Origin of the sequence: Bacteroides sp. AM23-12 (genome assembly GCF_003434395.1) — a bacterium.
GTDB classification, from domain to species: Bacteria; Bacteroidota; Bacteroidia; order Bacteroidales; family Bacteroidaceae; genus Bacteroides; species Bacteroides thetaiotaomicron.
Window position 1 is genome coordinate 405638 of the sequence record NZ_QTLF01000002.1, and the last position, 14846, is coordinate 420483.

Below are 14846 nucleotides of genomic sequence, written 5' to 3' on the forward strand. Positions count from 1 at the left end.
ACATTAACACCTAATTGTCACTCTGCCTATCTTAGACCTATCACGATCTTATCTTACTATTACGCTATAAAGCCATCTTATCGCTTAAACATTCGGGCCATGTCTCTGCGGTCATCTTTTTCTTTAATTGATTCCCGTTTATCGTACTGTTTTTTACCTTTCGCCAAAGCAACGACCAGTTTCGCCAAACCTTTTTCGTTGATAAACAAACGCACAGGAACGGTAGTAAAACCGGGGTCTTTCATTCCCCGTTGAATTTTCTCCAATTCTTTCTTATTAAGCAACAACTTTCTGTCTCTACGAGCTGTATGATTATTGTACGAACCATAGAAGTACTCGGCGATATGCATATTCTTTACCCATAATTCGCCTTTCGCAAAATAACAAAACGTATCCACCAGACTTGCTTTTCCTAAACGAATGGATTTAATTTCCGTGCCTGTCAATACGATACCTGCCGTGTAGGTATCCATCAACTCATAGTCAAATGTAGCACGTTTATTCTTGATATTTACAGAAGGTTGTTTCATCTTTACACATTAATTAAGTATGGCTATCAACTTACTAAATACAATTTGAATCACCGTCGGACATAGTATTAACAAAACTGATGAGAAAAGGGTGTATTTCAATCGTACTTTTTCCTCCACTTGCATCAATATGGGAGCTCCTTCCCATACTACATAGACAATGTAGAACTGAAATAGCCAGGCAATAATTCTAAAATCAGGTAAAAGTCCGGTCACAATCTGAAGCAAGAAGGGAACAACAAGTGCGTATCCGGCAAACTGTTGTGTCAACGGAGCATTGGCAGGCATACCAAACATTCTTACTCCCATTTCGTTAATTGCATAGGCCGCCAGAAAGTAACCACCAAACAATGCCACAGCTACGGCACAACAATTGGTCATAGCTATTTGAAAACTTTGCGGTCCTCCCCATCCATTCGTCAGCAAAGAGCCGATAAAGACGGACAAACCGCATAAACCAATCATAGGATAGACAAAAGCCATAAAAACTTTTCGCCTATCCTCTTCCATAGAAATTTCCTCCCAGGCCTTGGCCGGAGAGGAAATCAATTTCATTGCTATATTAAATAATTCTTTGTAGTTCAATGTTATTCTTTAAACGGATATTCATACTCAGCTGAAGTTTCACCATTTTCTGTCTTCAGTTTATCTTCCGACGTATTAGTTTCAGCTTTCAATATTATGTATTGTGGCAATTTACCACTCTTCTCTTTAAACTGATAAAGTGCATTACTTATCGAATAAGCTCTATAAGCATAAGTCCAATTATTACGATCTACCTTATCCGTGTCATTAATACGATGGCTAATATGCAAAGTTAATCTTGTATCACCTTCTTTTATTTCTTCAGGATCATAATAAAGAGAGAATGAATGTTTATTAACTTCCGATTCTTCAACAGTAGACCCTGTTACTTTCACCCAATATGACATTGTCAGAACGATCGTATTTTTGTCAAAATAGTCTAAATTAGATCGTTGTTTGTCCAATGTATAAAGAGGATTTGTAGGTTCTATTTTTTGTGAAGTTAAAGACTCTCCTGATTTTGGGTCAATGCAAACAGGGTTACCTATTAAAGTTACAGGAATACTAGTGGTATTATTCGTCACTTGTGATCGGTCATATTGACAAGAAATTATATACATAGTTCCACTCAATACTCCCAATTCACTGTTTGGCACCAACTTAGTAACTCCATCTCCCATCAGAAATGAGGTATAATTATACTTAACTGGAACAGTCATCGTTACTGTATTATTATCATCTCCTTTCAAACAAGAAGTAACAGACATCCCCATTAAAACCGTCATTAAAGCTACCAGTAAAAATTTCATTTGTTTCATAAACATATTTTTTAGAGTTTGCAAAGATATAAATTCTAATTCATAATTAGTAAATGCAAAGACTTAAAAAATACTGCATCACAATTTTCTTTTTTTTCAAAAATTCAGCAGTCACATATTCCAAAGGAATAAGACTATCAGATAACAAATACAAAAAAAGTCTACTTTCTAGTATAAAATGCTATATCCAAGTTATATAAAAATAGGAAGAGCTGTTTGTATACCATACATAACTCTCCCTATAACAAAAGCTCATTACACCACTATTTCTTCAATTTTATAGTTTTAATAATTTTCCCTTCCTGCGATAATTTGAGTTTAGATTCCTGTACAATGACGCCATTCCACTTTCCTTTCAAATAAATATCTTTACCTGAATTTATACCATGCAATTTTGCAACATAGGTCATAGTAGCTATATATTTAGTAGCAATCATCTCAGCTTTTATTGTAGTATGTGCTGGTACTTCCTGCGATATAGTTTCAGAAACAGTATAAGTTTGAGTCTCTTTTTTACCTACAGTATAACTCCATGAAGCTTCTGTTGTTGTTTCTCCCGTAAAACTTCCATCTTTAAACTCTGGAATATCAACTTTAAAATCCATAGATATTTTATCTGTAATTTTCAATCCAACCATTTCTGAAAAAGTAGACTCACATGAAGCTGATCCTTGAAAGACAAGTGTTCTCGTAGTCGGTATATCTGTATCATTTATCAACCATTTTACATCAATTTGTTTAGGTTCAACAGACAACTTATCATCTGTTGTTAATTCATAACTAATATTTTCTATTCGAAATTCATCCACAGGTATTATTTCCCATTTAATTTCGTCCCCTTTATAATATTTATCATCAATAATAATATCATTACTAGTTATACTAGCAGGTTGCACATACATTTTTATCGTTTGAGGATCAATTGGAGTTCCAAAAGGAGGCATTCCACCTTCAGGAAGTGTAGTGAAATAATAGCTATATTGATCAAATGCCGAAAAGTTAACCGTACCTTGATCAAATATAGTTTCACCCACAAAAAGTCCATAGCTACCTTCAAAATATCCAGACGCTATCATAGGAGAATTAATATTGTTGAATCTATACAATGAAGATACTTTAAAAGGAACGAACGGGGCATAAGACACTTTAACATTCCACCTTTGCCGGAGACTACCATCATCCTCATCTACTAGCCCCAGCTTGCCATTATCAGACACAACACTTAAATATTTCTTAGAATAAACTGATTTGATATTAACAGGAATGCCATCAAGTTGTTCTATTGGACGGGTAAGATCACTAGAGTTCCTTGTTAAAGGAACTTCATTCTCATTATTATCAGTACTAATTTCTGATAATGTATTCTCTTGTTCACATGAAAAAAGAACTAGCATCAAACTAAGTAAAAACATAATCTTTTTCATAATAGTGTTTTTTTAAAGTTAAACAATATGACTAACTACTCATTAACAAAAAAATCTCCATATCCACTATAAAGTTCTGAAGTAATCATTATTTGATAACGACCTGCATTTTTTATAAAGACTTCTACTGTTTCACCCGTCACAGCATCGTAATCATCCGACAAAACAAATTCATTCGTATCCAAATTTAAAATTTGGACGAACACAGTCCCTATTGATTTCTTCCAATCAATAGACAATACATTACCATATATACATATATATACAGGAGAATAATTAGGAGAACGAAATATTGGAACTCCAGTAGTACCTTTCACTGGCACCTCTCTTTTCACTTTCGATTGGCCTAAAAGAATTACTTCATAAAGAGGTGTAAAAGATGAAGTAAAGATGAAGACTAGTAACAAAAGAAATAACTTTTTCATAACTTTTCGATATTGATTAGAATGCTCAAATGTAAGAAGAAAGCATATAAAATCAAAAGAAAAGAATAAGAGTTTTATGTTAAAACCCTGAGTCAAAAATAGCAGATAAACCATTAATAATAAAGCACATAACTAAATAGCATTATTATATTCATAAGAATACCAGCAAATAAAAGAAGATAGTATATCATAAAGAATTCAGATAATCTTCTAAAGAATGCGTATTATATATATCAGGAAGTTTTAAAAGTATAGAATTACGCCTTTTATACATAGCATCCAATGTACGATCAAAAACCAAAGCTATTTCTAAATAGCTAAGTTCAATCTTAAAAAGACAGCAAAAACGAATATCCTGATTCGTGAGTAAGCTAGCTTGTGCTTTTAATTTGTCTACGAAACCATTCGAAAAATAATTTATATCCTGTAATAACGACTCCCAATCTTTCTCCAAAAACACATCCTTACATCTTTGATTATTTTTTTTCTTTTGAAGCAACAACAATAACGTCTTATAACTTTTCGAATTGCCCAACAACTTTAGAAAATATTCTCTATTATCTTTTTTCAATAAAAGCACTTGATTTGTCAATATATACAGTCGAGCTTTATCTTGTTCTATATTTCCTGCAAACTCTTGAAGAAGCTTCATTTCTTGCTCCTTTTTCCTTAAATTATCTTGCATGACAGACAACAATTCAACTTCTCTCTCCAAAGCATCCTTTTTGTTTGTCAACATCCTAATCTTATCACAATACCTATACCTTCTATTTATCCAATAAATTATCAATAAGCACACGCATATCAAAAGTCCATAAGTACAATATCTATAATCATTCAAAAGCTTATGATATTTCCCCCAATATATCCATCTATTCCCTTTCAAAATAGCGGTTTGTGTGTTTGCCCCTTTCAATTTTAAAGAATCAAGACACCTGATATAATAATTTTGAAAATAAAGGGCTTTATTTACATCCCCTTCCCTTTCCTTTATATCGGTCAATAGCAAATACCCTGCCGCCTTCGTATACAAATCATTAGTATTCATTCCTTTTAATACATAAAATGCTGCAGAATCATACTTTTCCAAATTTGCAAAAGCATTGCCTTGCAACAAAAATAATCTTGCAGAACTTAAAGAATCCTCTGCACAAACTAATCCTTTCTTTGTATACTCAAAACTTTCTTGAGGAGAATCTATTGAAGCATAAAAAGCAGCTATCGAATTATATACAATCCTCTGCGCATTTTCATTATGTATATTTTCAGCAATAACTAAAGCACGTTCAAAATAATCCATTGCTGCAGAATACTTTTTACTTTGCAAACGAATATTTCCTCGTGCTATTAACGCCATAGATAAATTAAAAGAATCATTCTTCTGTACAGCAATATCAGAGGACAAGACAAAAAGAGAATCTGCCTTATTTAGCATATCTTGTTGATAATAAATCTGCCCTAAATTCCCATAAAGCAAGCAAAGCAGATCTTTGTTACCACTCTTTTCTGCGAAAGGCAATGATACAAGAAATTCACGCACAGCCGCAGCTTCATTTTGCAAGTCTTGGTAAACCCGTCCTAAATAATAATGAGACTTTGCCGATAAATCAGTATCTTGAATTGAATCATAGTAACATACTGCAATATTAATCAATGAATCACTCGTGTGTAAAATGTAATTTTTATCCTCTGCTTGTGTTAATAATAAAGCATATTTAGCTTTTTCCGCTACCTCTGCATTATCCATATTTTGACCTTTCAACAATAATAATGCTGAATCGGGATTATTTACCATCAAAGAATCCACTTTTACCAGAAAGGTGTTTTTTTCTTCTTTAGTATTACAAAAAACAATTAAAGCAACAAATGCCAACAATAACAAAGAAAATATATAGATCAATATTTTTATCAATGTATTCTTTACTTTATTATTTTTGCAAAAAGTTCCAGGTGCTCGTCTACATACCTTGCTACCAGCGCAGTAACCTGTTCCTCCATATCTAAATATGCCTCTTCCAAATCATCAAAAGCCTCATATTGCTCATACATTGCCATGAATTCATCGTCTGTCCGTTCCTTTTCCAGATCCTTCCGGTTGGCATCATATATCTTCTTGGCTTTATATACCAATTTAGAGAACTCTTCCGCCCCCCACAGACGCATAACCTTGGCAAAAGGATTATCAAAGATATATCCGCCATAACCGTTCTGAATCAACTGACAGAATCCGCCGAACATTATTTCATCACGAAAAATCTGATAAGCCAGCAATGAATGCTGTTCACCTGTCAACAACGGCATTGTGTCAGCAGTCAATTCACCACCGATTACTTCCTTATATTTATCAGTAAATACCTGGATAAATTCATCCATTCCTTCGCCCGCAGCTTTCTGTAAAGCGGACTCCATAACTTCTATCATAGCTTTGTTCAATAAATTATTCAGCAAAGCTACTAATTTTATTCTATATCTATCTAGTAATACCGCTACATTCTCACTAAAACATACCTGTTGGCGGAATTAATTTAATTCAAACCCATGAAAACAGGGTATCTCATTCTGCTTTCCGATATCCGCCAGATAATTGCATACCGATATACTTTCCCTTTCCCGGAAAAACCTTTAAGCACATTTCTTTTACCGTTCAATAGTATGCAAACAACCCTATAATAACCAGCTTTACAACTATTATTGTCGCATTATCAAAGGGAGTTCTTCATCGTTCCACCCAGGTGAACAAGCATGTCCACCTAGGTGCGCAGACCTGTTTACAAGGGTACACCGATCGGTTCACCCGGGTGGAACGATGAAGATGTCGGTAAAATAACACACGAATAAAGGCATCAAATGCCATAGAGATAAGTAACATAATATATAAACAACAAGTAAACAGCAACCAAGATGCTAGATGTATTCGGCAACTACTTACGCAAAGGACAAAGAAATGGAATGAGAGATACCCCCAAAAAAGAGTGAGAGATAGACTGAAATGAAGCGATTCTAGGGAGAAAATGATGAGAGATACCTATTTGAAAAGTATCTCTCATTCTGTAATATACTAATTATATGCAGATTACACAAAAGCAGTGAGACCGTGAGACTAAAATATTTTTTTCTTTGCATGGGATAGCTGAAAGAAGGAACTCTTTTAAGTCTATCTAATGCAAAAACATATAACTATTTATGCATGTAAATGCATTCCTATAGCCATACCTATTAAATAAGGTATTAACCAAATGCACCAAACGACGATACTAAAACGATTAAAATGCCTTTTCGCCTCGGCAGATCCCTTCACATAAGTCCATATCGCCCATGAAGCATGTACAAACATCAGAAGAATGGCAATCGTCCCCGTTACCGTGTGGATTTCATCATGCAAATGCGTTAATTTGGCAATATGCTCCATCAGGCTGGTTCCGACTGCATCGGACACCAATCCTAAAAGAAAGAAAATAATATGCCATAACTTCAGTTTCTTTTGCAGCCTTTCTCCCCATACACCGATAGTATAAAATACCAATGCAGATGAAATAACGCAGATTGCCGCTATCAAATAATGTATATCTACCTGATTCAGTTCCATAAAATTTATATTTCAGATAACAACAAAGCAACGAATAGATAGTTCGACGCATAGTAATCTTTCACAAATGCAATCCCGACTTAGCAAACGAAGAAAAAACGTAAACGGATTTGTCACTTTTCACAAAAAAGTAAGATATGGCGATTTGCAGAAACAAATAAATCGACTACCTTTGTGGGCGATTTAGAGAATCGTGACTACGTATTTTTAATTATATCACTAAAAAAAAGAGCTAATTATGACTTATTCACACGAAGTGGAACACATGTGTGTTGTAAAGAAGGGTCCTAACCACGGACCGGCTCCCATACCCGAAGAAGGCAAATGGGTAAAATCTAAAGAAATCGTTGATATTTCAGGTTTGACACACGGTATCGGTTGGTGTGCTCCTCAGCAGGGTGCTTGTAAACTGACACTGAATGTTAAAGAAGGCGTTATCCAGGAAGCTTTAGTTGAGACTATCGGATGTTCCGGTATGACTCACTCAGCTGCTATGGCTGCTGAAATCCTTCCGGGTAAAACAATCCTCGAAGCACTGAACACTGACCTTGTTTGCGACGCAATCAACACAGCTATGCGCGAACTCTTCCTGCAAATCGTTTACGGACGCACTCAGTCTGCTTTCTCTGAAGGTGGTTTGATTATCGGTGCAGGTCTGGAAGACTTAGGTAAAGGTCTGCGCAGCCAGGTAGGTACCCTTTATGGTACTTTGGCTAAAGGTCCTCGTTACCTTGAAATGGCTGAAGGTTACATCAAAAATATCTTCTTGGATAAGAATGATGAAATCTGTGGATACGAATTCGTTCACATGGGTAAATTCATGGATGAAATCAAGAAGGGAACTGATGCTAACGAAGCATTGAAGAAAGTTACAGGTACTTATGGTCGTGTAACAGCAGAACAGGGAGCAGTTAAACACATTGATCCACGTCACGAATAATATAAGGAGGAAAGAAACTATGATTAGAGAAGTAAAATTCGAAAGCCAAGACCGTCGTATCAAAGGTATCATTGAAGCCTTGAACGCTAACGGCATCAAAGACATCGAAGAAGCTAACGCAATCTGCGAAGCTGCCGGACTTGATCCTTATAAAACGTGTGAAGAAACTCAGCCTATCTGTTTTGAAAACGCAAAATGGGCATACGTTGTAGGTACTGCAATTGCTCTTAAGAAGAACTGCACAAACGCTGCTGAAGCTGCTGAAGCTATCGGTATCGGTTTGCAGGCATTCTGTATCCCGGGTTCTGTAGCTGACGACCGTAAGGTTGGTATCGGTCATGGTAACCTGGCTGCTATGTTGCTTCGCGAAGAAACTAAATGTTTCGCATTCCTTGCAGGTCACGAATCTTTCGCTGCTGCTGAAGGTGCTATCAAAATCGCTGCAAAAGCAGACAAAGTACGTAAAGAGCCATTGCGTTGCATCCTGAACGGTCTTGGAAAAGACGCTGCTCAGATCATCTCTCGTATCAATGGTTTTACTTATGTTCAGACTCAGTTTGATTATTTCACTGGTGAGCTGAAAGTAGTTCGCGAAATCGCTTACTCTGACGGTCCTCGTGCAAAAGTAAAATGCTACGGTGCTGACGATGTTCGCGAAGGTGTAGCTATCATGTGGAAAGAAGGCGTAGACGTATCTATCACAGGTAACTCTACTAACCCGACTCGTTTCCAACACCCGGTTGCCGGTACTTATAAGAAAGAACGTGTATTGGCTGGTAAGCCATACTTCTCAGTTGCTTCCGGTGGTGGTACAGGCCGTACTCTTCACCCCGATAACATGGCAGCTGGTCCGGCTTCTTATGGTATGACAGATACGATGGGTCGTATGCACTCTGATGCACAGTTCGCTGGTTCTTCATCAGTTCCTGCTCACGTAGAAATGATGGGATTCCTGGGAATTGGTAACAATCCTATGGTAGGTTGTACTGTAGCTTGTGCTGTTGACGTAGCTCAGGCTTTGGCTAAGTAATTCAAGTTACATTATATAAATAAACTCCTGTAGTCCATGTGATTACAGGAGTTTTTTATTTGTGGTAATTTGAAGTAGATGGTAGTTTTAGATACCTTATCTCACCTATCATTTAGAATTGTTGAATGATAGATTTATATACAATGAAAGCTACATTTACATAAAATCATAATCAAAAGAAGCAGCAGGAACGCTTGAACCAGCAGAAAGCTATGAGAGAGGGCAAATCGAAGAGTTAATATCTTTTGCCAACTCAAATCATTTATGAATAACTATTATAGTATTGATTAATAACAGATTGCTATAGTTTACAAGAAGCCGAAATGATAGGATTCTTGGGAATTGGTACCCCCCAATGGTAAGTTGCACTGTGGCTTGCGCTGTAAACGTAGCTCAGGCCTTAGCTAAGTAATAAAAGTTACTTATTATTATACAGGAGAGTATTTTTTATAAGGCACTCTCCTATTTTTATAAAAAAGATGATGATTGTTACAAATAATCTACACTATCGTTGTTTAGTTCTCTACAACAAATTCTTACCATGAACCAGCTTATAACATATCTTTGCAATGAGATAATAATATCCATAAATTATTAAAAAGAGAAGAGGATATAAAGAGAGAATTTTAGAAAATAAAGAATTACATAAAATAAACTCTCGAAAATAATCCAGTATGACACACATCGGACAAATTATTGAAAAAGAGCTCCATCGCCAAGAACGCTCGGTCACATGGTTCGCAAGACGACTCTATTGCGATCGAACTAATGTATATAATATATTTAGAAGACAGAGCTTAGATACAGAACTGTTGTTACGTATATCCATTATATTAGAATACAATTTCTTCCAAATATATTCTGATATATATAACAACAGAACATAGAAATATCTTCTACAACCTTGTATATAAAACAGCAACAATTAAAAGGATATTTATGTTTAAAGAGCATGTATCTTTGCAAAGTTTTTTAAGACAACCAAAGTATATGACTAAAAAGATTACACATTAAAAACAAAAAAGATGAAACAATTTAGAATTTTAAGTATGTTGATGATTGTGCTTATATCAAGCCTGTCATTTGTATCATGTGGAGATGATGATGATGAAACGTCTGGTGATTTCAGTGCCAGCATAGCAGGAGTTTATACAGGTAAACTCAAAGTTGGAACTAATGTTACAGCTGATGCATATGTAGTCACTGTTACCAAAGTATCTTCTTCTGTAGTAAAAGTTACCGCTGACTTCTACACAGATAACGGTAGTGAAAATTACAATGTTACTAAAGAAGGCAATCAATACATTCTTTCAAGCGAAAGCTCATCTGGTATCAACATAACTGTTACAGGTAAAGCAATGACTATAAGTTTCCTTAATAATGCAGGAAGTATGACCACTTTTACCGGAACTCGTGATTAAAGCCCACCAATCTTTACAGTAAAAGTAGAAATTCAGTAAAGGTTACAAATATCCCAAAGCCGTAATTTCCCTTTTCTTGAAAATGAGAAATTACGGCTTTTATAAATAAAAGCTATGAAAATTGTATATAACACTATTCTCTTTACATTACTATTTCTAGCCACAAGCTGTGATCATTCGGAGAAAATCGATGATATAAAACTTGAAATTTCACAAAACATCTTCCGCAACATCGACAATAACGGAGGGAAAATAACTGTTGCTATCACATCTAATTCTGAATGGATCATCGCAAATTCAGCTGATTGGTGCATACCAGACAAATATCAAGGAGAAGGAAACGATATACTTACTATAAAAATTCTAGCTAACACCAAACATGCAAACAGACAAACTAATCTAATCATATCCGCCCAAGGGATAAACCAAACAATCAAGATTTCACAACAAAAAGGAGAAGTTAATCCAGATTTAGATAAAATACACTATCAATTACCCGTTATTTTCCATGTTCTTTATCAAAACGAAAATGACATAAATCAATATATAAAAGAAGACCATTTAAAAGATGTATTAGTGCGAGCTAACCATTTCTATCAATCTGAAAAGTGTGGAATTGATATAAATCTCGAATTTGTATTAGCAACCAAAGATAAGAATGGAACCACATTACCAGAACCTGGAGTAGAAAGAGTGCCATTTAATGAGCTTCCTATTGATTGCGAAAAGTTTATGAGAGATAATACAGGAAAATATACATCTTTACTATGGGAACCCAATGAATACATTAACATAATGGTATATCCTTTTACGGATTCGCAGATTTTAGGCATATCTACATTTCCATATAGTTTAAAGAACTTTTTTTTAGAAGGGACTCAACAGGTATCAGCTTCGTGGATCACTTTAGAGAATTTGAGTTTCCCATATTGTATATCGATCAATAGTTCATATATTTATGAGCAAAGTACAGATGAAAGAATTAATCAAAACGATGCTGCAATAACATTAGCACACGAACTCGGACACTATTTAGGATTACGTCATGTATTCTCAGAAGGAGGGACCACTTCAATGTGTACCGATACTGATTATTGCAAAGATACTCCCAGTTATAACCGTAGTGAGTATGAACAATGGCTTAACAATTTGGATAAGCAGAATAAATATCAATTAAAAGATTTAGCTAAACGATATAGCTGTGAAAAAGGAGAATATGAAGCACACAACATTATGGACTATGCATATTGCTTTTATAATGAAATAACTTTAGAACAACGAAAAAGAATACGCCATATCTTAAACTATAGCCCACTGATTCCAGGTCCCAAAGAAAGCAGAATAGATACCAGAGGCGTACAAGGCAGATTGAATTTGCCAATATGTATAATGAAATAACATAATCAGCTAAAACGGGGCAGCAAGTATTTCATCGACTGTTCCTCCATAGTAGTCAAATGTCAGAACAAGTCTTGACTATTACAACTAATTATCCGTTTTCTACATCACAATACAAAACTTTTATACAGGATAACTTGTTATTACAATATAACCAAACATCATGAAACGATGCTACTGACATTTTTAAACATACTGGCCACCATCATTGGCGTAATCAGTTTATTGATTGTAACCTATGGAGTATTCGTAGGATTCATCGCTTTTCTCCGTAACGAATTCAAACGGATCAACGGAACCTATACCATCAATAATGTCCGGCAGCTGAGAGCTGATTTCGGCAGTTACCTCTTATTGGGATTAGAATTTCTAATTGCATCAGACATACTAAAGACCGTAGTAGACCCGACTTTAGACGAACTGGCTATTTTAGGAGGTGTAGTTATAGTAAGAACTGTATTATCAGTCTTTCTGAATAAAGAAATAAAAGAACTAGCCGAAGAAGAAAATTCAAAAAGCACATAAATAGATTGGAATAAATAAAAAATGTATTACTTTTGCATGAATTCTTAATGACCTATGGTATGGAATATATCAATGAATTTCACAATGACTGAAATTCCAAAGAATATAAAGGACACGATATGAAAAAGAACTTACTATTATTACTTTGCTTGTTTTGTCTGGTCAATGTTTGCCATGCAAAAGCGAAAGACACTTTTACCGTTTTCCAATTAAACCTGTGGCATGGATGTACTAAAGTACCCAACGGAGATCAAGGCATTATTGATGTACTGGATCAGATGGATGCGGATGTCGTTTTTCTGTGCGAAATCAGAGACGGAAAACAGTTTATCCCTCATGTGATCGAAGAGCTGGAGAAGAGAGGAAAACATTACTATGGTGAAACGTTTGATCTTGCAATCGGTGTTTTGAGTAAATTCAAGCCGGACAGTTGGACCAAATGCTGCATCGTACCTGGTGACGAAGGTCGTGCTATGGTGAAAATGGTTGCAACAATCGAAGGCCAACCCGTATCTTTCTATTCTTGTCATTTGGACTACCGGCATTATCAATGCTATATGCCACGTGGATATAATGGTACTACCTGGAAGAAAATGGATAAGCCGATAACGGATGAAGAAGAAGTCTTGAAAGCAAACAGACAGTCTTTCCGGGATGAAACCATCCGTGCTTTTATTCAGGAAGTACAATCTGACATTCAACAAGGCCGCCCGATAATCATGGGAGGAGATTTTAATGAGCCCTCTCATTTAGACTGGCAGGCAGATACAAAGGATTTGTGGGATCATAATGGGGCTGTCATTCATTGGGACTGCTCAATGATGTTGAGCAAAGCAGGATTCAAAGATACATATCGCGAAAAATATCCCAATACAGTTCGATATCCCGGTTTTACATTCCCAGCCGGAAACAAACTCGCAGAAGAGGCTAAACTGGAAAAGTTGGCTTGGGCGCCTGAGGCAGACGAACGTGACCGGATTGATTTCATTTATTATTATCCATTGGAGTCGATGCTTTCCATGAAGAATAGCAAGTTGGTAGGTCCCTCCGAAACAGTTGTCCGGGGAAAAATAACAGAAAATGATTCTAAAGATAAGATTCTGACGCCTTCTTGTATTTGGCCCAGCGACCATAAAGGTAATCTTGCTACATTTAAGATTCGGAAGAAACGGTAATAGTATATTGAGTAGGGTGACTTTCATCGTGCGTCACCCTAAAATTCCAAAGCTTCAAATCAGAGAATTCTCTTCCTTCTCTATCATCTTATCATAATACGCAATGCGTGCGGCACACTCCCGAATAGTCACCTCGCGCAATGCTTCCGTTCGTGCCAGCATGTATTCGTATTGTTCTTCACTGACAGTGAATAGTCGGTTGTACCGAGCTTCGATATACGCCCGACATAATTTATCAAACGCTTCTCTATCTTCGGGAGTATTAACTGGAAATACATTCGCGAAACCTCGTGAACGGCTTTTAGCCATCGGGCCCAACACTTCCAATTTATGGGATTTAGGGCGAGTGCCGCCATAGACAAGCATATAGGCTTTGTAGTAACGTTCGCAAGCTTGATGCAATTCGAACGAACCGTATTTTAAATCATTGCTTTTGTTGGCAGTCTGTCCAGATCTTAAAAAACTTTCTGCCATGTCGAAGCATCCTGCATATTCTTCCTCCGCATATTGCTTAATTTCCCGATACGGCAACTTCTCAGGTTTGCCAATCTGAAACGTGCCGTCGTCATATAATAGAATGCCATCTTTTATGATCTCATAAAAAAAATAATGTTTTCTTCTTATAGCCCGATTAACGGTCGTCGTGCTTTCAACAATGATTTGCGGTGGTGCCGGGTGCCGCTTCCCTTCCATTCGTTTATCATACTTAGGAACGACAAAGGCGTTCGCATGATTCTCTGCTTTAACAGCATCGCCCGTATCACATATCACCAGAATATCAAGGTCACTTTGGTAGTAAGTAAGTCCACCTCGTTCGTCGTATGTTTCATCCCAAATGACATATTCTCCACGTGCATAACTCCCATAAAGGATAATCATACGTACATTCACAAGGTACTGCAATATCAGTTCTTGCAGCACTGCCAACTCTTCCTGTGTGCGTTTGGGTAAACGTTTTATTGATCTTTTCATAATGACAATCTATCTATTTGTTGCATAACGCTCTTCCTTCTCTATCATCTTATCATAATACGCAATGCGTGCGGCAC

The 14846-nt window shown here is 36.2% G+C and carries 16 protein-coding genes and 1 pseudogene; 8 read left to right on the forward strand and 9 right to left on the reverse strand.

What is annotated here, in order from left to right:
- Window positions 1-77: 77 nt before the first annotated feature.
- The 8 genes from smpB to DW640_RS03810 all read right to left on the reverse strand — a co-directional run bounded on the left by smpB (window position 78) and on the right by DW640_RS03810 (window position 7308).
- Window positions 78-530 (reverse strand): SsrA-binding protein, encoded by a 453-nt coding sequence (smpB, locus tag DW640_RS03775; protein ID WP_008760495.1) that lies wholly within the window; start codon window positions 528-530, stop codon window positions 78-80.
- Between the two features lie 9 nt (window positions 531-539).
- Window positions 540-1085: a Yip1 family protein gene (locus DW640_RS03780; protein WP_008760494.1), complete on the reverse strand. Its 546-nt coding sequence runs from the start codon at window positions 1083-1085 to the stop codon at window positions 540-542.
- A 32-nt stretch (window positions 1086-1117) separates the two neighbouring features.
- On the reverse strand, window positions 1118-1873 hold the full coding sequence (locus tag DW640_RS03785; protein WP_061474237.1) for a hypothetical protein: 756 nt from the start codon (window positions 1871-1873) through the stop codon (window positions 1118-1120).
- Window positions 1874-2136: 263 nt separating this feature from the next.
- Window positions 2137-3297: an ETX/MTX2 family pore-forming toxin gene (locus DW640_RS03790; protein WP_061474210.1), complete on the reverse strand. Its 1161-nt coding sequence runs from the start codon at window positions 3295-3297 to the stop codon at window positions 2137-2139.
- 35 nt (window positions 3298-3332) lie between these two features.
- The gene (locus DW640_RS03795; RefSeq protein WP_061474211.1) at window positions 3333-3722 is read right to left on the reverse strand and encodes a DUF3244 domain-containing protein; all 390 of its coding nucleotides are present in this window, start codon (window positions 3720-3722) and stop codon (window positions 3333-3335) included.
- 187 nt (window positions 3723-3909) lie between these two features.
- The gene (locus tag DW640_RS03800) at window positions 3910-5634 is read right to left on the reverse strand and encodes a lipopolysaccharide assembly protein LapB (RefSeq protein WP_072067107.1); all 1725 of its coding nucleotides are present in this window, start codon (window positions 5632-5634) and stop codon (window positions 3910-3912) included.
- Between the two features lie 8 nt (window positions 5635-5642).
- A complete protein-coding gene (locus DW640_RS03805; RefSeq protein ID WP_055217545.1) occupies window positions 5643-6143 on the reverse strand; it encodes a DMP19 family protein in 501 nt (166 codons plus the stop codon).
- A gap of 760 nt (window positions 6144-6903) precedes the next feature.
- Window positions 6904-7308 (reverse strand): HsmA family protein, encoded by a 405-nt coding sequence (locus DW640_RS03810; protein ID WP_048693171.1) that lies wholly within the window; start codon window positions 7306-7308, stop codon window positions 6904-6906.
- Between the two features lie 238 nt (window positions 7309-7546).
- Between DW640_RS03810 and DW640_RS03815 the strand changes: the two genes are divergently transcribed.
- The 8 genes and pseudogenes from DW640_RS03815 to DW640_RS03845 all read left to right on the forward strand — a co-directional run bounded on the left by DW640_RS03815 (window position 7547) and on the right by DW640_RS03845 (window position 13797).
- Entirely contained in the window at window positions 7547-8248 is a 702-nt protein-coding gene (locus DW640_RS03815) for an iron-sulfur cluster assembly scaffold protein (RefSeq protein WP_005677723.1), read from the forward strand.
- A gap of 19 nt (window positions 8249-8267) precedes the next feature.
- The gene (locus DW640_RS03820) at window positions 8268-9278 is read left to right on the forward strand and encodes a GGGtGRT protein (protein WP_008760490.1); all 1011 of its coding nucleotides are present in this window, start codon (window positions 8268-8270) and stop codon (window positions 9276-9278) included.
- A gap of 320 nt (window positions 9279-9598) precedes the next feature.
- Window positions 9599-9690, forward strand: a pseudogene (locus DW640_RS24370) (GGGtGRT protein); the annotation flags it as partial.
- A 262-nt stretch (window positions 9691-9952) separates the two neighbouring features.
- A complete protein-coding gene (locus tag DW640_RS23915; protein WP_008760489.1) occupies window positions 9953-10165 on the forward strand; it encodes a hypothetical protein in 213 nt (70 codons plus the stop codon).
- A 138-nt stretch (window positions 10166-10303) separates the two neighbouring features.
- Entirely contained in the window at window positions 10304-10699 is a 396-nt protein-coding gene (locus DW640_RS03830; protein WP_008760488.1) for a hypothetical protein, read from the forward strand.
- 114 nt (window positions 10700-10813) lie between these two features.
- Window positions 10814-12097 (forward strand): zinc-dependent metalloproteinase lipoprotein, encoded by a 1284-nt coding sequence (locus tag DW640_RS03835; protein WP_109115152.1) that lies wholly within the window; start codon window positions 10814-10816, stop codon window positions 12095-12097.
- A gap of 171 nt (window positions 12098-12268) precedes the next feature.
- Entirely contained in the window at window positions 12269-12622 is a 354-nt protein-coding gene (locus tag DW640_RS03840; RefSeq protein WP_008766711.1) for a DUF1622 domain-containing protein, read from the forward strand.
- A gap of 119 nt (window positions 12623-12741) precedes the next feature.
- Window positions 12742-13797 carry an endonuclease/exonuclease/phosphatase family protein gene (locus DW640_RS03845; protein WP_008760485.1) on the forward strand — a complete coding sequence of 352 codons (1056 nt, stop codon included), beginning with the start codon at window positions 12742-12744 and terminating at the stop codon, window positions 13795-13797.
- Window positions 13798-13851: 54 nt separating this feature from the next.
- Here the strand turns inward: DW640_RS03845 and DW640_RS03850 are convergent, their stop codons facing one another.
- Window positions 13852-14769 (reverse strand): HEPN domain-containing protein, encoded by a 918-nt coding sequence (locus DW640_RS03850; protein ID WP_010537466.1) that lies wholly within the window; start codon window positions 14767-14769, stop codon window positions 13852-13854.
- Window positions 14770-14846: the final 77 nt, after the last annotated feature.